We start from the raw sequence: 14,582 nt of genomic DNA, 5'->3' as shown, positions 1-14,582 counted from the left end.
ATAATAACATGTCGCTCCTCTGGCGGACGGCATGAAGCGCTCCTCCATGAAGTCAGGCAAGCCCCTAGCGCGCACGCCATTCAAGCGCACCTCGCCCATGCCCAGCACCGGCATGCTCTCCATGCAGTCGCACCAGCGCACGGCGCCGAAGCGCAAGGCCGGCTTGAAGACCAAGGGCCCGCGTTCGACGCCGATCCGGCGCGCCGCGCGCGGTCAGGACTGCACGCTGCGCCTGGCTATCTGCAACTTCGACCCTGACACCACCGTGCTATGCCACAGCAATTTCCTGGCAGACGGGAAGGGCATGGGCCTGAAAGCGCCAGACACCGCCGCGGCGTTCGGCTGCAGCGCCTGCCACGACGTGCTCGATGGCCGGCGCCCGCGCCCGGTTGATCTGTCGCAGGTAGCCTTGGAAGCGGCCTTTCGCGCGGCCGTGAGCCGCACACACGAAATCTTACGGTCGGCGGGACTGCTTGATGCAGAGCCTGCCGCCACACTTAATTTGGAGCATCCATGAGTGCATTTAACGCTCAAGAACAGGCCGCAGTCACCGAAGCAGCCGAATGCGTCGTCATTGGTGATGCCAGGCTGTATCGCGCTGATTGCATCGCGCTGATGCGCACGCTGCCAGACAATAGTGTCGACAGCGTCGTAACCGATCCACCCTATGGCATTTCCTTCATGGGTAAGGCCTGGGATGGCGCTGACATCGTGGCGCGCACTGAGCGCCGGCGCGGCTTCGCATCGCATGCGCCAGACGCCGGTCCGAATGGCGGCCACAAGTCGATCGCAGCCGCAGCTGGCAAGTATGACCTCGCACCAGCCGCAATGCGTGCATTCCAGGACTTCAGCGAGGACTGGGCGCGTGAGGCGTTCCGCGTGCTCAAGCCAGGCGGCCACCTGCTGTCGTTCTCGTCTGCACGCACGTATCACCGCATGACGTCCGGCATCGAGGACGCCGGCTTCGAAATCCGCGATCAGATCATGTGGGTATTCGGCAGCGGCTTTCCAAAATCGCAAAACGTCAGCAAGGCGCTCGACAAGGCCGCTGGCGCCGAGCGCGCGGTGCTGAGCGAAGGGCGCGCGGTCAAGCGCATGATCCTCGGCGCCGACCAGGATGCGACCGGCAGCTGGACCAAAGACAGCGGGCGCGAGTATGTGCCGCAGGTGACAGCGCCGGCCACGGATGATGCTGCGCAGTGGGATGGCTGGGGCACCGCCCTTAAACCAGCGCACGAGCCGATCTGCGTAGCGCGCAAGCCGCTGGCCAAGGGGCATACCGTGGCGGCCAACGTGTTGGCACATGGAACCGGGGCAATCAACATCGATGCTTGCCGTGTCGAACCAACTGGCGAGAGTCGCGCGCGCATCGGTGAAGCATCTCACGGACAGCGTTACGCCGACGCCGGCGGCACCGACTTCGCCGCCACGCCTGGCGTCTGCGGCGGCGCGCAGGACGGTCGATGGCCAGCAAACCTTATTCACGATGGCAGTGCCGAGGTGGCGGCTCTATTTCCGGAGTCGACCAGCGGAGCGATGAGGGCAGGTACTCAGCGCGCATCGCAGGACGAGCCTGGTAGCGTCTGTTTTGGCACCTTCGGCGGCGGCGTTGTGAGCACTGATATAGCGGCCAGTACCGGCTCTGCCGCGCGCTTCTTCTACTGCGCCAAGGCCAGCCGCGCTGATCGCAACGCCGGCTTGGTCGACCCTGGCCCTCAGTTCAAGCACGGCGCCACGCTGCGCAAGATTGAGGACGCGCCGAAAACTGGCAACATTCACCCCACCGTCAAGCCCACCGACCTGATGGCTTACCTGTGTCGCTTGGTCACGCCACCCGGCGGAGTGGTGCTGGACCCGTTTATGGGGAGCGGGAGTACCGGCAAGGCCGCCATGCGCGAAGGCTTCCGGTTTATCGGCGTCGAGCTGTCGGCCGAGTACTTCCCGCTCTGCTTGGTCCGTATCCAACACGAGATCGACTCTGTCGCAGCCACTGGCGTCGTTGAACCGACACCGCAATTTGACCTGTTCTCGGAGGATGCATCGTGACGCGTATTAATTTCTGTAAATTCGTGCTGGACGCCATGCCCGGCACCAAAGCCGATATCGTCATCAAGTCAGGCGTCAGCCAGGCGGCAGTGCTGCGCTGGATTCGCTTGCTGCACGTTGATCGCAAGATTTACATTGCCAGCTGGAAGCCGCACCCGCGCGCCGGCGCCGCCATGGCCGTGTATGCCGTCGGCAACCTACCAGACGCGCCGTGCACTTTACCGCGCCTGACCAAACGCCAGATTCGCCTGCGCTTCGAGGCCAAGGCCAAGAAGGATGGCCGCTATGACTCGATGAAGGCGCGTTGGCGCAGCAAGTACTGGATCCGCAAGGCGGGCGCCGTGGGCGATCCGCTGGTGGCTGCACTGTTCGGCGCGGCGCGCGCACAGGAGGCTCGCTGATGGGCCGCATTCGTACTGTGAAACCGGAGCTGTTTAAGCACGAGGATCTGTTCGACCTGGAAAAGGAAACTGGCCTGCCTATCCGCACGGCCTTTATGGGGCTGTTCACCTGCTGCGATAAAGAAGGTCGGTTCAAGTGGCGCCCGCGCGCGCTCAAGCTCGACATCTTGCCATACGACGAACTTGATTTCTCACGCGTGCTTGACGCGTTGCTGACGCGTGGATTTGTAGTGAAATATGAGGTTGAAGGCGATTTTTTCGGCTTCATTCCGACATTTTCCAAGCACCAAGTCATAAATAACCGTGAATCTGACTCAGAATTGCCAGCGCCGGACGAATCCCTATATATATCAATGACTTCGACGCGTGCGGCACGCGTGGATGACGCGACAGTCACGCCCCTTAAGCATGCTCAAGTGGAAGGGAAGGGAAAGGAAGGGAAAGGAAGGGAAGGGGAACAGGAAGGGAAGGAGACTCTTGTCGAGCAAACCCAGCTCGACCCCGTGACGACGATCTTCGCGTTCTGGCAAAAAGTCATGGACTCGCCCAAGTCGGTTCTGGACGAAAAACGCAAGCGCCTGATCGTCAAGGCGCTCAAGGGCTACTCACCGGCCGACATTTGCAAAGCCATCCGTGGCTGCTCGAAAACGCCGCACAACATGGGCCAGAACGACAGCAAAACGAAGTACAACGGCCTGGGCCTGATCCTGCGCGATGCCGACCACATCGACCGCTTTATCCGCAACGATGCCGGCCAGGCCCGCGCCAGCGCCGGTAGCGAGACGATCGAGCAGACGAATGCCCGAGTGATGCGCGAGTTGATGGGCACGGCGCCGGCCGGCGACGTCATCGACATGGTGCCGGCATGAATACCGCCGACACGCCGCGTTTCATGCAGTTGCTGGCCGAGACGCTGGCCGCCTACGGCAAGCCGCTGCCGGAGCCTGCCATGGCTCGCGCCTGGCTGGCAAACCTTGAACCGTTCCCGCTGCCCACGGTGGCGGCCGCCTTGCAGGCCTACCGGGACGAGAACGGTGAGTTTGCGCCGGTACCGGCCGGCATCGCCAAGCGCTGCAAGCTCATGGACGGTCGCCCAGGTGCGGAGGAGGCCTGGGCCATCGCTTTGACCAGCCAGGACGAAATGGCCAGCGTGGTATGGACGACCGAGATCGCCGAGGCCTTCCGCATCTGCCGGCCAGTACTCGACTCCAGCGGCGCCATCAGCGCGCGCAAGCCGTTCCTGGAGGCCTACGAGCGCATCGTTGCGACGGCGCGCGCAGCACGGCACCCGGCCGAGTGGGTGGCGTCCGTGGGCTGGGACAAAACGCGCCACGTCGAGGTGCTGGGCAATGCGGTGAGGGCAGGGCTGCTGCCGGCGCCGGCCGTGGCGGGCCTGCTGCAGGGCAAGCAGGACCAGACAACGGACGATGCCGCGCGCGCGCAACTCGCTGCGATCAAAAAAATGATTGCTGACGGTGCTGCGGCGAAGGAGGTGGCGCGCTTGGAGGGCGTCGAGCAGCAACGCCTGGCGGACGAAGAATTCAAGCGGTCGACTGCCGAGCGTGTCCAGCTTTACATGGCCGGCGGCAGAAATGCAGCTGGCCCGGCAAGCGCGAATGCCGCTCATGATTTGCCAGAGGCACCGCCGCACTGCGCAAGGGTCATGGCCGCTACGAAGTGACGTACCCATCAGAAAAAACGGCTTAAAAGGCTTTAAATGAAAAATCAAGAAAACAAAATCGCAGCAAATGAACGCCTGGCCGAGTTGCTGGGCTGGTCCAACATTGTCGAGGTGGGCGGCGCCCTGGTCGGCACGCCGCCGGCGGGCGCCGCCGAAAGCCGCGGCCAAGCCATGGTGCCGGACTGGCTGGGTGACTGGACGGCGGCCGCGCCGCTGCTTGTGCAGTTCGAGATCCGCCTGACGCCCGCGTCGACGTGCGTCGATGCCAGCGGTTTCCTGGCGCGGTATCGGTGCTATCCGGACAGGGATGCTGCGGCGCGCGCCGCAATCGTCAAGGCGGTCACGCATCGCCTGGAGAAAGCGCGATGATGGCGCGTGGCTTGCAGGCACTGGGCCGCCTCAAGGTCGGCGCCATGAACAAGACCGAGGCCGCGTATGCGCAGACGCTGGAGCTGCGCAAGGCCTCTGGCGAGGTGGCCTGGTACAAGTTCGAGGGCCTGAAATTCCGCCTGGCCGACAACACTTTTTACACTCCGGATTTTGCCGTGCTGCTGGCTGGCGGCGCGCTGGAGGCGCACGAAGTGAAGGGCTACTGGCAAGAGGATGCGCGCGCGAAGATCAAGATCGCGGCCGATATGTACCCGCTGCGTTTCATTGCCGTGCAGGCACTGCCGAAAAAGCTGGGCGGCGGCTGGAAACTGGAGGAATTCTGATGGCTGCGAACAAGAAGCCGCGCAAGCGGTACGTCCCGAAGCCAGCCGTCCTGCCACCTGGCGCACGCCGCGACATTGCTTTCGAAATGCCAGGCTTCCAGGCCAGCGAGGCCATGGGCAAGGGCCACTTCCAGGAGCAGCACGTCTACGACCTGCTGAGCAACGCCGACATGGCGCGCCGCATTGCGCCAGCTGGCCATGCCATCCTGCCTGTGGCCCAGGCAATGGTCGAGGCGATTGCCGAGATCCAGGTACGCGCCCAGCGTACGGGCACCTTCGGCGTCAACGGCGACGAAATGCGCGTGCTGCGCGAGGGCGTCGGCAAGACGATGGTCTTCCTGCGCCGCGCGTCGAATGTCGAAATAGCGCGTGCTGGCTTGGCCGCCGTGCGCGAATTCAACCGAACCGGCGTGCTGCGGGTATGAGTGGCCTTGACGATTGGTAGGGCTGGCACAGGACAACAAAGGGTGTTAACGTTGACGTACGGAATGAAAGGGAATTCATGGGCTTCGCAGAAAAGTATATCGCATCGATCAACTCGTCCAACCTGAAAGACGATGAGCGGCATCACCTCACGGAGGCGCTTGCGGCTGCGGCACTGGCTGATCGGTCGGGCGCTGGCCTGGGCGCCTTGCTGTCGCGTGTGAAGTACGCGGACGGTGCAGCGCGCCAGCTCTTCGAAAGTGGCTCGTCGAATTTGGCTCAGCTGCTGCGCATCTGGACTGCGGCTGTAGCTGAGAAAGGACGTTCACGGGGGTGGGTGAAGGCGAATACTGCATGGGACCAACAGGCTGCCCAGGCACTATATCGACGCGTTGCCCACGCTTCACTCGCACACTGGCTTGACGGCAAGTGCGACTGCTGTCACGGCACTGGCGTGACAACAAATCGTCAGTTCTGTGTGCCATGCAAGGGTGGCGGCAAGGGGAAAGTGGAATGCGCAGGCGGGTTTGAGCGCGAGCGTATTGTGGACATGGTCAGCGAATTGGAGGGGCTGGTGCAAACGCATCATGCTCGTGCGAGTCGACGGTTGAAAAGTATGTGAACTACGGATTTTTTTGGTTGCTATCACTTTTAAAATGGACATGCTTAAAAGTATTGAGTAGACTTGTATTTTTGACAGAATTTTGGAATGCAAAATGGAATTTACGACGGCCGTAAGCGTGGTGAGATTAGGTAAGGCCAGCTATGACCAACGTCATATTATTCAGAAATATTGGACTGTCTTGAAGGCTTGGTTCGATAAGGGTGAGACTCAAATTTTAGTGACAGGTCACAGCGGTGCAGGGAAATCGGTTCTGACTGGGCAACTTCACGGAAGTGCTCGGGATCTGTATTATGAAGCGCCATCGGAGTCACAGACGGTTGAGGTTGAGGCCATTACAATTGGTGAATGGACAAAACTTGTTAGAGTTCTTCCGGGGCAAAAAGGACGGCGGACAGCTGGTGAGATCGACTCGCTTCAGGAAAATGAGTCGCTTGACGGGGTGATACACGTTGTGGATTTTGGGTATGTCGCACCGCGCGATCCAGTAGTTGCTCAAGCACTTGTGGAGGAAGATGGAATAGTCACGCTTCAAGAATTGAGGGAGCGTAACTTAAAGCTTGAAGTTGAGGATCTAAAGGATTTGATTGCAAGCATCCGAAGATTGCATCATCAGCATAAAAGACCTAAATGGCTAATAATTGCGGTTAATAAAGTAGACCTTTATCCCACTGAGAGAAGTATGGCTTTGGCGCACTATCATAGCAAAGGTACATCTCCCTTCTCAAAAGCACTTCGAGAGTTGCAGCAAGAGATTGGTGAGAATAATTTAGCAATTTACGTTGTTGAAGTTTGCTCTCATGAGGCGGACTTTATTTGGAATGGTTTTAATGTTCCTTCTGCGTTGGCCCCAAGGGAAGATAATACTATTTTGCGTAACTTCTCTTCTGTATTATCAACTGTAGTAGCAAAGCACGCATGAACTTTGATCAAAGTGAACTTCCTGAGCTTCCTGAACTCCGCGAACTAAACGAAATGTTGGAGTTGGCAGGATCAATTACTGATTCAATTGATCGATTGGCATTGTTGCGCAATCGCCTTAAAATTCAAGTTTACACTTCCGCATTGTTAGCTTTGTTTACGATGTTGGTAGTTATTATTTTATTAGTTTATGTATCATCAGCAGGAAAAAATTTATTCATTAGCTTAAATATCGAATGGTTGATGTCCATCGTTGTTTTATTTTTTGCTTTAATGGCTACTTTTTCCTTAATGACAATACGAAATACTCAACTTGTGAATGTGACGCGAGATTTGCAGGCAGAAATATTTGTGCATCAAAAGGTCACTTCGCTTATTGATGAGCAAACTCGACGCGTTCGGAATTCGGGTCCATTGTCACCTTTAAAAGTAGCAACGCTCGAGGTGCGATTAGCGCGGTTGGATAGGTCAAATTTAGCAAAAATTCTAGGTGTCAATTAATTTTCTTTGCAATTTTTCCGAACTTTGTTTATGATAAAAATACTCCATGTACTCGTAATGACTGCGGAAGCGGCACCGATAGCAGGGATTCGCAGAGCACCCATCAGCCGATGGATTCGCTCGCGGTAAATTTGTGTAGCTCACCATGCAGATTGTCATGGGAGTAAAAACGAAGCCACCCTTTAGGTGGCTTTTTCTATTGCGCGTCCACTTTTGAGGCGATCATGGCCGCAACCGAGTTTCTCAACCGCATCCGTTGGCGCCGCACGCCGCAGGAAATGGCCGCCATCGTCACTGACGTGGTGCTGGCCGAGTCGCCCACGCAGCAAGAAGTTCTCGACCAGCTAGATATCGACGTGGTGCGCCATTTCCAGCGCATGCTCGACGTCGAAGCCGAATAGCAACGCCAAGAATTTGAACGGCCGGATGCGCGCGCGACCACGCCGCCGCAGGCCTGAAAAGGAGGTGCGCCGTGAAGTAGTGATCCAGCAAGTAAGCCGGTCATTCAGTCGGGCACCGCCGTGAGGCCGCGCGCCAAACCGACGATGGGACGCTGTCACCCAGCACCAACAATCCAACGTGATATCTCAGCTACCATCTTCGCAATCGCGCAAAGTTGAGCTGTGCGCTGTATGTAGAGCCAGAAAAAATCGTATTTGGTCATAGGCGCCTCATTGGTTGTTTGTTCAATCATGAGGGCAATGCAAATATGGTTCCTCTGGTGGGTTTTCCAAAACGCGGGCGTAGCTCTAGTGGTAGAGCGCTGGCCTTCAAAGCCGGCGACGCGGGTTCGAGGCCCGTCACCCGCTCCAGTTCTCCTTGCCCGGCACGCCGGGTTTCGCCGCCGGCCGCATCACTGCGCTGGCGGGCTTTTCTATTGAGGTTGACCATGAAGCAGCAATACCGTGAACTCATCGAATCAATCATCGAGAAGAAAAAAAAGCTTGCTATCGCAGTCGCAATGAAGCGGGATGCTGAGCAAGCCTTAATGCAGGCAACCTGTTGCGTGGACTTCAATACTGCCAGTCTCGAAGCGAGCGAGCAAAAACTTTACGAGATCGAACTTTCGATTTTTGTCTCAGAACCCGAGTGCTGAAGCCAGGCTGTTGGGATACTTTATCTCGCCTTTTGTTGCCTGTTCCTGGTTTTTTACATCGACGACAAGCATGATGTCCTTTGACGGATCAAATTCAGTATTCAGGTAGAGATCGTAGCAGAGACCTTGAGCGGTATTTTTTGCCTCGATCGCATAAAAAGATGATGTTTCTTCCCAAACTCCGCCAATGCCATTAGAAATAGCCTCGACCCTTTTTCTAAAAGAGTCATATCTGCTCTGGTAATCGGAATCGCTTTTAATGCGGAAGCTAATAATGAAATGAGCCATGTTTCGATCCATTCTTGCGGTTGTGGGAATTGCAACAATAGCACGAAGCATTGCTATATGGATGTGACGCATGTTCGATATCCACTTCCGCCGGATGATCATCATCACCATCGCCCTGGCGGGCGCGCAAATCGGCGGCGCCATACTCGCGCTCTTGCTGCTGGCATGGCCCTGGTTATGGGCGATTGCCAAGCCAGCTCTGCACACCTTGACCACCTGACACTTGCGACTGCCAGCGCGCTCCAGTGGCAGGGCTTACAAAACGGGCGCAGATCACCGACGTAGCAATGATCCAGAGGATTCCAGCCGCGATGCACGGCGGCGCCTGCTGGGAGCGGGCGGTGTTCAGATTAATCTTCAATCTCATCTTCAAGACCATCATGATCGCCTTGCGCGAACTGACGGCAAATCTCGATATGGTTTAGATCGTACATGCGCGACCCGTCGCTCTTGATGAAAGTTAGAGTCACATCGCCATCCTTATCGAGGCGGCCAAAACCATTCGATAACTCAAATTGTTCGTCAATCACTGCATCGCGGATTGCTCTTGCTTCAGCATCACTAAAACTGTGGGCAAAGGAGAAAAAGTCTGTCTGCTGCATCTGAACGTAGTAGGGCATGTTTGGGTCTCATAAAGACTGAAATTTCACTACGCCAATATTATCAGAGAGTAACGTATGGGGCGCAAATCATCGCTGACAGAAAAACAATGGTCGGAGATTGGCGTGCGCCTTTTAAAAGGTGAGGCGGCCCGAGCGCTTGCTCGGGAATTCGGCGTATCCGAAGCCGCGATCAGAAAACGCTTTGGTGCGCAGACGAAACAAATAAAAGATGTTGCAAATCAATTGGTTGCGGCAGAGTCGGCATTTAGTGCGCTACCGATTGGTGCGCAGATAAGTGCGCGCACTTTGGCCGATGAGCTGAAAGAAATCTCAATGCATTTGGCGGGCGCCGCACGATATGGCGCCGCTACCGCGCACCGGCTCTCCGGCATCGCGCACAACAAGGCTGGCGAGATCGATGACGCCGAGCCGCTGGATGACAAGAGTCGCCTGGCCTTGGGCGATATCGCCGTGCTGACTAGGATGGCCAACGGTGCCGCCGAGATCGGCATGAACCTGCTGAAAGCCAGCAAGGACGTGAAGCCGGACGACGACGCGCCCACACCTGTCGCCATCACCTTCGGCGTGAAAGACGCCAAGCGCCATGACGAAAATCCAGTTTGACCTGAACGTCCCGCAATCGAGCTTCCTGCAGCTGCCGCATAAGTTCAAGGCCTACGTGGCCGGGTTCGGCTCTGGCAAGACGTTTGTGGGCTGCGCCGGCATCTGCGCTCATTTTTGGCAGTGGCCGGGCATCAACCAGGGCTACTTCGCGCCGACCTATCCGCAGATCCGCGACATTTTCTATCCAACGATGGAAGAGGTGGCCTACGCGATGGGCCTGCGCATCAAGGTGAAGCAGGGCGACCACGAAGTCGAGGTGTACGAGGGCCGCCGGTACCGCGGCACGGTCATTTGCCGCTCGATGGAGAAGCCAGAAACCATCGTGGGCTTCAAGATCGGCCACGCGCTGATCGATGAACTGGACGTGATGCCGCTGAAGAAGGCGCAGACGGCCTGGCGCAAGATCATCGCCCGCATGCGCTACAACGTGCCAGGCCTGATTAACGGCATCGACGTGACGACGACGCCCGAGGGCTTCAAGTTCGTCTATCAGCAGTTCGTGAAGGCCATCCGGGACAAGCCTGAGCTGGCCAGCTTGTACGGCCTGATCCAGGCCAGCACCTTTGAAAATGAACTGAACCTGCCGGACGACTATATTCCGTCGCTGATGGCCAGCTATCCGCCGGCGCTGATCGACGCCTACCTGCGCGGCAAGTTCACCAACCTGACCAGCGGCAGCGTGTATGCCGACTTCGACCGCATGCTGAACCACACGAACGAGATCATCCTGCCCGGCGAGCCGCTGATGGTGGGCCTCGACTTCAACGTGCAGAACATGACTGCTTGCATCAACGTGGTCCGGGAAGGGCTGCCGCGCACGCTGGCCGAGCGCGTGCAGGTGCGCGATACGCCGGCCATGGCCAAGCTCTTGAAGGAAGACTTCAAGGACAAAGGTCACCAGGTGAAGATTTTCCCGGATGCTTCCGGCCAGAACACCAGCAGCAAGAACGCAAGCGAGTCCGACCTGTCCATTTTGCGCCAGGCGGGCTTCCTGCTCGAAGTGAACCACTCAAACCCTGCGGTCAAGGATCGGGTCAATGCCTGCAACGGCATGATCCTGAATGCCCAGGGCGAGCGCCGCTGGAAGATCAACACCGACCAGTGCCCGACCACCACCGAAGCGCTGGAGCAGCAGGTGTGGGGCGCCGACGGCCAGCCGGACAAGAAATCTGGTCATGACCACGCATGTTTCACTGCAGACACGGTAGTGCAGACGCGTGCCGGTTGCTACCGATTCGATGAGTTGCCCTTCGCTGGCGAGGTGCTCGGCCCTAATGGCGAGTGGGTTGCTTACCGTGGCGCAGGTAAGACTGGTGCAAAGCTCACGGTTAAGATCACCATTGCGAATGGCTACGTTATAAAATGCTCGCAAGATCATCTTTTTCTTGTGAGGAGCGGCGAATGGATTCAAGCGAAAGACCTGATGGGCCACGAGTGCATGTCGTTAGTACAACCTGCCAAGAATTTGAGGGTAGGCGCTACTACCTTTGCGGGAAATACTTCCAAGACTCAGCGTCCGACGGCGAAAAGCGACTCCACCGGGCAGTCTGGACTGTGTGGCACGGACCAATTCATGAAGATCATCACGTACACCATTGCGACGGCGACCGCAGCAACAACCAGCCTGAAAACTTGTTTTGCTTGCCCGGTGATGAGCATAACCGCGGACATGGCTATGAGCGGGCTGATGAAATTGCTGAAATGGGCCGGACCTACCAGGCTCGCACCAAGGCTTGGCACGGATCCGATGCCGGCAAGAAGTGGCATGCAGAGCAGTATGAGAAAACCGTCGCTGCGCTTCGGGCAACACATTCTGCGAATTGCTCATGCTGTGGAAAGCAGTTTGAGGCAAGTAGTACCGTCAAGAATGGCGATGTCAAATACTGCTCCAAGGCATGTAAGGCGCATTCAAGGCGGCAGAGCGGCGTTGACGACGTTACTCGCGTCTGCACGAAGTGCGCAATCTCGTTCCTTGCCAACCGTTACAGCACGAGGAAGTTTTGTGACGGATGTTTCCCCGCAAGGCGTTCGCGAGGTGTATTGCCTGACAGTGCCTGATATCGGCTGCTTCAAGCTTGATGCGCAGTCGCCAATTGTCTCGAACTGTGACGCTAACGGGTATTTCCTCGTGAAGCGGTACCCGATCGTGAAGAGCACGACGACCACCGCGCCGCTGCGCATGTAACAACAAGGATTTCCATGACCGACGCCGTACGCAAACAATCAGCCGAAGCAGCAAAGCTGAACGAGGATTGCGCTCTGGTTGCCGCGCTGTTGGGCGGCACCAAGGCCATGCGGGCCGCCGGCAAGACGTATTTGCCGCAGTGGCCGGGCGAGGATGATGAAGCCTACAGGCTGCGCCTGGCCGTGGCCACGCTGTTTCCTGCCTATGCGCGCACCATCGATGTGCTGTCGGCCAAGCCGTTTAGCAAGCCGGTGACGCTGGGCGAGGATGTGCCGGAGCGGCTCAAGCCCTGGCTACAAAACGTTGACCTTTCCGGGCGTGATCTGCACAGCTTCCTGTCGGAGATCACCCAGGAGGCGATGGGATACGGCTTCGCCGGCATTCTGGTTGACTTCCCCAAGGCTGGCAACCTGATCACGAAGGCCGACGAGCAGGCCGCAGGCGTGCGTCCGTACTTCGTCCAAGTGCATGTGCAAAACATCCTGGGCTGGTTGCCGAAGAATGCGACTAGCCTGAACGGGCTGACCCAGTTGCGGCTGCTGGAAAGCGTGTCCGAGCCGAATGGCGACTTCGACACCAAGGAAATCGAGCAGGTGCGCGTCCTGGGGCGCGGCACCTGGCAGACCTGGCGTCAGCGCGAAACCGGCAGCAGGAAGGAATGGGCGCTGTACGAGGAAGGTGTCACCACGCTGGAGACAATTCCCTTCGTGCCGGTCTACGGCAAGCGCCTGGGCTACATGCAGGCCACGCCGCCGCTGCTTGAGCTGGCGCACAGCAACATCGAGCACTGGCAGAGCAAGAGCGACCAGCAGAACATCTTGCACATTGCGCGCGTGCCGATCCTGTTTGCGAAGATGCTCGAAGGCAGCGATATCGCAGTCGGCGCCGGGACGGCAGTAAAGTCGGATTCGCCCGACGGTGACCTGAAATTCGTGGAACACGGCGGCAAGGCCATCGAGGCCGGCCGCATGTCCATTCTCGACCTGGAAGACCGCATGCGCCAGGCTGGCGCTGAACTGCTGGTGATCAAGCCAGGCAACGTGACCGAATCGCAGACCCTGGCCGACAACGAACAAGGCGCATGCGCACTGCAGAAGATTGCAGGCAACGTCGAGGACGCTGGCGACCAGGCGCTGCAGTTCATGGCTGAATGGGTGGGGGAGGCCGAAGGCGGCCACATCACCATTTTCAAGGACTTCGGCGCCGCGTCGCTGGCCGAGGCCAGCGCCGAGCTGCTGTTCAAGAGTGCCGCCGGCGGGAAAATCTCGGGCGAGACGTATTTCAACGAGTTGCAGCGCCGCGGCATCCTGTCACCGGATCTGGACTGGGAAACGGAGCAGGAGCGCATCCAGTCGAGCGGGCCTGACCTGACGGGGGTATAGATGGGCGCGCTAGAAGAGTGGATTGCTGAGATGTTCCTCGTGCACTCCTTGAACCTGCTGCGCTTCTCGGCGGATGTGCAGGGCAAGATCGTTGCGCTCATGGGCGCCATGTCGAAGGAGCTGGCCGCCAAGTTGGGCGAAGGCGAGGTGTCGACCTATGGCAAGCAGCGGATGGCTGCGCTGCTGCGCGAATCGAACGCTGTCATCGCCTCGCATTACAGCGGCATGGAAGCGGAAGCCATGCGCAACGTGTTGGGTATGACCCGAATCGAGGCGGACTACACGGCCAAGGTGCTGACCCAGGGCCTCAAGATAGAGCTGGGCGCCAAGCTGCCGTCTGCTACCTATCTGGAAAAGCTGGTGGGCGATACGCTGATCAAGGGCGCCTCGTCTGCCAACTGGTGGAAGCGCCAGGCGCTCGACACACAATTCCGCTTCGCCAGCCAGGTCCGGCTCGGCGCGGCACAGGGTGAAACGACCTCGCAGATCGTGGCGCGCGTCGTCGGCACCAGTGCCAAGGCCGCAGGCAGTGACGTCGAGGTAATGCCTGGCATCCTGAAGACATCCGAAGCAAACGCCCGCGCGCTGGTGCACAGTTCGGTGCAGGCCGTGGCCAATGCCGCGCGCCTGGCGTCGTTCCAGCAGAGCGGCGACCTAATCGAGTGCCTGGTGTGGCTGGCCACGCTGGATTCGCACACCTGCCTGCTGTGCGCCATGCGCGACCTGCACGAGTATTCGCTGGACGATCAGGAACCGATCAACCACACCCACGAGTGGGCGGGTGGGCCGGGCGGCATTCACTTCAGCTGCCGTTGCGTGCTCAGCACGCGCACCAAGTCATTCAATGACCTGGGCATCGAGCTGGACGAGCCGGGTGGCGGCACGCGGCCGAGTGACGGTGGGGCAGTCAGCAGCAAGATGAACTTTGCAAGCTTCCTGGCCAGTAAGGACGCGGCGTGGCGGGCCGAGTACTTGGGCCCGGGCCGCGCGGAGATGTACGAGGCTGGCAAGATCACGCTGAATGACCTGATGAACCTCAAGGGGCGGAAGTTGACGCTGGAGCAGTTGAGCAAAAAGTACAAATAGTATATTTCTTA

The 14,582-nt window shown here is 58.4% G+C and carries 20 protein-coding genes and 1 pseudogene; 19 read left to right on the top strand and 2 right to left on the bottom strand.

The features are described 5' to 3' along the window. Positions 1 to 31: 31 nt before the first annotated feature. The 13 genes from O3300_RS06255 to O3300_RS06195 all read left to right on the top strand — a co-directional run bounded on the left by O3300_RS06255 (position 32) and on the right by O3300_RS06195 (position 8,404). Entirely contained in the window at positions 32 to 517 is a 486-nt protein-coding gene (locus tag O3300_RS06255) for a nuclease domain-containing protein (protein ID WP_305052443.1), read from the top strand. Then, entirely contained in the window at positions 514 to 2,046 is a 1,533-nt protein-coding gene (locus tag O3300_RS06250) for a DNA methyltransferase (protein ID WP_305052442.1), read from the top strand. The genes O3300_RS06255 and O3300_RS06250 overlap by 4 nt, the downstream gene beginning before the upstream one ends. After that, positions 2,043 to 2,447, top strand: coding sequence for a hypothetical protein (locus O3300_RS06245; protein ID WP_305052441.1), 405 nt, complete (start codon positions 2,043 to 2,045; stop codon positions 2,445 to 2,447). The genes O3300_RS06250 and O3300_RS06245 overlap by 4 nt, the downstream gene beginning before the upstream one ends. Further along, entirely contained in the window at positions 2,447 to 3,316 is an 870-nt protein-coding gene (locus O3300_RS06240; RefSeq protein ID WP_305052440.1) for a hypothetical protein, read from the top strand. Before O3300_RS06245 ends, O3300_RS06240 begins: the two co-directional genes overlap by 1 nt. After that, complete coding sequence (locus tag O3300_RS06235) at positions 3,313 to 4,128, top strand: hypothetical protein (RefSeq protein ID WP_305052439.1); 816 nt, start codon at positions 3,313 to 3,315, stop codon at positions 4,126 to 4,128. Before O3300_RS06240 ends, O3300_RS06235 begins: the two co-directional genes overlap by 4 nt. Before the next feature lie 36 nt (positions 4,129 to 4,164). Next, positions 4,165 to 4,497: a hypothetical protein gene (locus tag O3300_RS06230; protein ID WP_305052438.1), complete on the top strand. Its 333-nt coding sequence runs from the start codon at positions 4,165 to 4,167 to the stop codon at positions 4,495 to 4,497. Continuing rightward, on the top strand, positions 4,494 to 4,841 hold the full coding sequence (locus tag O3300_RS06225; RefSeq protein WP_305052437.1) for a DUF1064 domain-containing protein: 348 nt from the start codon (positions 4,494 to 4,496) through the stop codon (positions 4,839 to 4,841). Before O3300_RS06230 ends, O3300_RS06225 begins: the two co-directional genes overlap by 4 nt. Further along, positions 4,841 to 5,266 (top strand): hypothetical protein, encoded by a 426-nt coding sequence (locus tag O3300_RS06220; protein ID WP_305052436.1) that lies wholly within the window; start codon positions 4,841 to 4,843, stop codon positions 5,264 to 5,266. The genes O3300_RS06225 and O3300_RS06220 overlap by 1 nt, the downstream gene beginning before the upstream one ends. 77 nt (positions 5,267 to 5,343) lie before the next feature. After that, a complete protein-coding gene (locus O3300_RS06215; protein WP_305052435.1) occupies positions 5,344 to 5,886 on the top strand; it encodes a hypothetical protein in 543 nt (180 codons plus the stop codon). A 94-nt stretch (positions 5,887 to 5,980) separates the two neighbouring features. Continuing rightward, on the top strand, positions 5,981 to 6,808 hold the full coding sequence (locus tag O3300_RS06210; protein WP_305052434.1) for a hypothetical protein: 828 nt from the start codon (positions 5,981 to 5,983) through the stop codon (positions 6,806 to 6,808). Next, positions 6,805 to 7,308, top strand: a complete 504-nt coding sequence (locus O3300_RS06205) for a hypothetical protein (RefSeq protein WP_305052433.1) — start codon at positions 6,805 to 6,807, stop codon at positions 7,306 to 7,308. Before O3300_RS06210 ends, O3300_RS06205 begins: the two co-directional genes overlap by 4 nt. A gap of 224 nt (positions 7,309 to 7,532) precedes the next feature. Further along, on the top strand, positions 7,533 to 7,709 hold the full coding sequence (locus O3300_RS06200; RefSeq protein ID WP_305052432.1) for a hypothetical protein: 177 nt from the start codon (positions 7,533 to 7,535) through the stop codon (positions 7,707 to 7,709). Positions 7,710 to 7,924: 215 nt separating this feature from the next. Next, the gene (locus O3300_RS06195) at positions 7,925 to 8,404 is read left to right on the top strand and encodes a hypothetical protein (protein WP_305052431.1); all 480 of its coding nucleotides are present in this window, start codon (positions 7,925 to 7,927) and stop codon (positions 8,402 to 8,404) included. Here the strand turns inward: O3300_RS06195 and O3300_RS06190 are convergent. Further along, positions 8,387 to 8,764: a hypothetical protein gene (locus O3300_RS06190; protein WP_305052430.1), complete on the bottom strand. Its 378-nt coding sequence runs from the start codon at positions 8,762 to 8,764 to the stop codon at positions 8,387 to 8,389. The genes O3300_RS06195 and O3300_RS06190 overlap by 18 nt on opposite strands. Between O3300_RS06190 and O3300_RS06185 the strand changes: the two genes are divergently transcribed. Then, positions 8,763 to 8,912, top strand: coding sequence for a hypothetical protein (locus tag O3300_RS06185; RefSeq protein ID WP_305052429.1), 150 nt, complete (start codon positions 8,763 to 8,765; stop codon positions 8,910 to 8,912). The two genes, O3300_RS06190 and O3300_RS06185, sit on opposite strands and share 2 nt — an antisense overlap. 130 nt (positions 8,913 to 9,042) lie before the next feature. Here O3300_RS06185 and O3300_RS06180 read toward each other — a convergent pair whose 3' ends face one another. Next, positions 9,043 to 9,312: a hypothetical protein gene (locus O3300_RS06180; protein ID WP_305052428.1), complete on the bottom strand. Its 270-nt coding sequence runs from the start codon at positions 9,310 to 9,312 to the stop codon at positions 9,043 to 9,045. Between the two features lie 57 nt (positions 9,313 to 9,369). Here O3300_RS06180 and O3300_RS06175 point away from each other — a divergent pair, with 57 nt between their 5' ends. The 5 genes and pseudogenes from O3300_RS06175 to O3300_RS06160 all read left to right on the top strand — a co-directional run bounded on the left by O3300_RS06175 (position 9,370) and on the right by O3300_RS06160 (position 14,571). Continuing rightward, the gene (locus O3300_RS06175; protein ID WP_305052427.1) at positions 9,370 to 9,918 is read left to right on the top strand and encodes a helix-turn-helix domain-containing protein; all 549 of its coding nucleotides are present in this window, start codon (positions 9,370 to 9,372) and stop codon (positions 9,916 to 9,918) included. Next, positions 9,899 to 11,092 (top strand): annotated as a pseudogene (locus O3300_RS28420) (terminase large subunit domain-containing protein); the annotation flags it as partial. The gene O3300_RS06175 and the pseudogene O3300_RS28420, both read left to right, overlap by 20 nt. Before the next feature lie 188 nt (positions 11,093 to 11,280). Further along, entirely contained in the window at positions 11,281 to 11,976 is a 696-nt protein-coding gene (locus O3300_RS28415) for an HNH endonuclease signature motif containing protein (protein WP_369812287.1), read from the top strand. Between the two features lie 141 nt (positions 11,977 to 12,117). Continuing rightward, on the top strand, positions 12,118 to 13,485 hold the full coding sequence (locus O3300_RS06165) for a DUF4055 domain-containing protein (RefSeq protein WP_305052425.1): 1,368 nt from the start codon (positions 12,118 to 12,120) through the stop codon (positions 13,483 to 13,485). A 30-nt stretch (positions 13,486 to 13,515) separates the two neighbouring features. Next, positions 13,516 to 14,571 (top strand): hypothetical protein, encoded by a 1,056-nt coding sequence (locus O3300_RS06160; protein WP_305052424.1) that lies wholly within the window; start codon positions 13,516 to 13,518, stop codon positions 14,569 to 14,571. Positions 14,572 to 14,582: the final 11 nt, after the last annotated feature.

Origin of the sequence: Janthinobacterium sp. SUN206, assembly GCF_030587305.1 — a bacterium.
Taxonomy (GTDB): domain Bacteria; phylum Pseudomonadota; class Gammaproteobacteria; order Burkholderiales; family Burkholderiaceae_D; genus Janthinobacterium; species Janthinobacterium kumbetense.
Note: the sequence above shows the minus strand (reverse complement) of the source record. Positions and strands in the feature narration are given on the sequence as shown.

Excerpts from the sequence above, each read along its gene's own strand:
- O3300_RS06255 (WP_305052443.1), top strand. The coding sequence starts at position 32 with ATGAAGCGCTCCTCCATGAAGTCAGGCAAGCCCCTAGCGCGCACGCCA.
- O3300_RS06250 (WP_305052442.1), top strand. The coding sequence starts at position 514 with ATGAGTGCATTTAACGCTCAAGAACAGGCCGCAGTCACCGAAGCAGCC.
- O3300_RS06240 (WP_305052440.1), top strand. The coding sequence starts at position 2,447 with ATGGGCCGCATTCGTACTGTGAAACCGGAGCTGTTTAAGCACGAGGAT.
- O3300_RS06235 (WP_305052439.1), top strand. The coding sequence starts at position 3,313 with ATGAATACCGCCGACACGCCGCGTTTCATGCAGTTGCTGGCCGAGACG.
- O3300_RS06230 (WP_305052438.1), top strand. The coding sequence starts at position 4,165 with ATGAAAAATCAAGAAAACAAAATCGCAGCAAATGAACGCCTGGCCGAG.
- O3300_RS06225 (WP_305052437.1), top strand. The coding sequence starts at position 4,494 with ATGATGGCGCGTGGCTTGCAGGCACTGGGCCGCCTCAAGGTCGGCGCC.
- O3300_RS06220 (WP_305052436.1), top strand. The coding sequence starts at position 4,841 with ATGGCTGCGAACAAGAAGCCGCGCAAGCGGTACGTCCCGAAGCCAGCC.
- O3300_RS06215 (WP_305052435.1), top strand. The coding sequence starts at position 5,344 with ATGGGCTTCGCAGAAAAGTATATCGCATCGATCAACTCGTCCAACCTG.
- O3300_RS06210 (WP_305052434.1), top strand. The coding sequence starts at position 5,981 with ATGGAATTTACGACGGCCGTAAGCGTGGTGAGATTAGGTAAGGCCAGC.
- O3300_RS06205 (WP_305052433.1), top strand. The coding sequence starts at position 6,805 with ATGAACTTTGATCAAAGTGAACTTCCTGAGCTTCCTGAACTCCGCGAA.
- O3300_RS06200 (WP_305052432.1), top strand. The coding sequence starts at position 7,533 with ATGGCCGCAACCGAGTTTCTCAACCGCATCCGTTGGCGCCGCACGCCG.
- O3300_RS06185 (WP_305052429.1), top strand. The coding sequence starts at position 8,763 with ATGTTCGATATCCACTTCCGCCGGATGATCATCATCACCATCGCCCTG.
- O3300_RS06190 (WP_305052430.1), bottom strand. The coding sequence starts at position 8,764 with ATGCGTCACATCCATATAGCAATGCTTCGTGCTATTGTTGCAATTCCC.
- O3300_RS06180 (WP_305052428.1), bottom strand. The coding sequence starts at position 9,312 with ATGCCCTACTACGTTCAGATGCAGCAGACAGACTTTTTCTCCTTTGCC.
- O3300_RS06175 (WP_305052427.1), top strand. The coding sequence starts at position 9,370 with ATGGGGCGCAAATCATCGCTGACAGAAAAACAATGGTCGGAGATTGGC.
- O3300_RS28415 (WP_369812287.1), top strand. The coding sequence starts at position 11,281 with ATGCTCGCAAGATCATCTTTTTCTTGTGAGGAGCGGCGAATGGATTCA.
- O3300_RS06165 (WP_305052425.1), top strand. The coding sequence starts at position 12,118 with ATGACCGACGCCGTACGCAAACAATCAGCCGAAGCAGCAAAGCTGAAC.
- O3300_RS06160 (WP_305052424.1), top strand. The coding sequence starts at position 13,516 with ATGTTCCTCGTGCACTCCTTGAACCTGCTGCGCTTCTCGGCGGATGTG.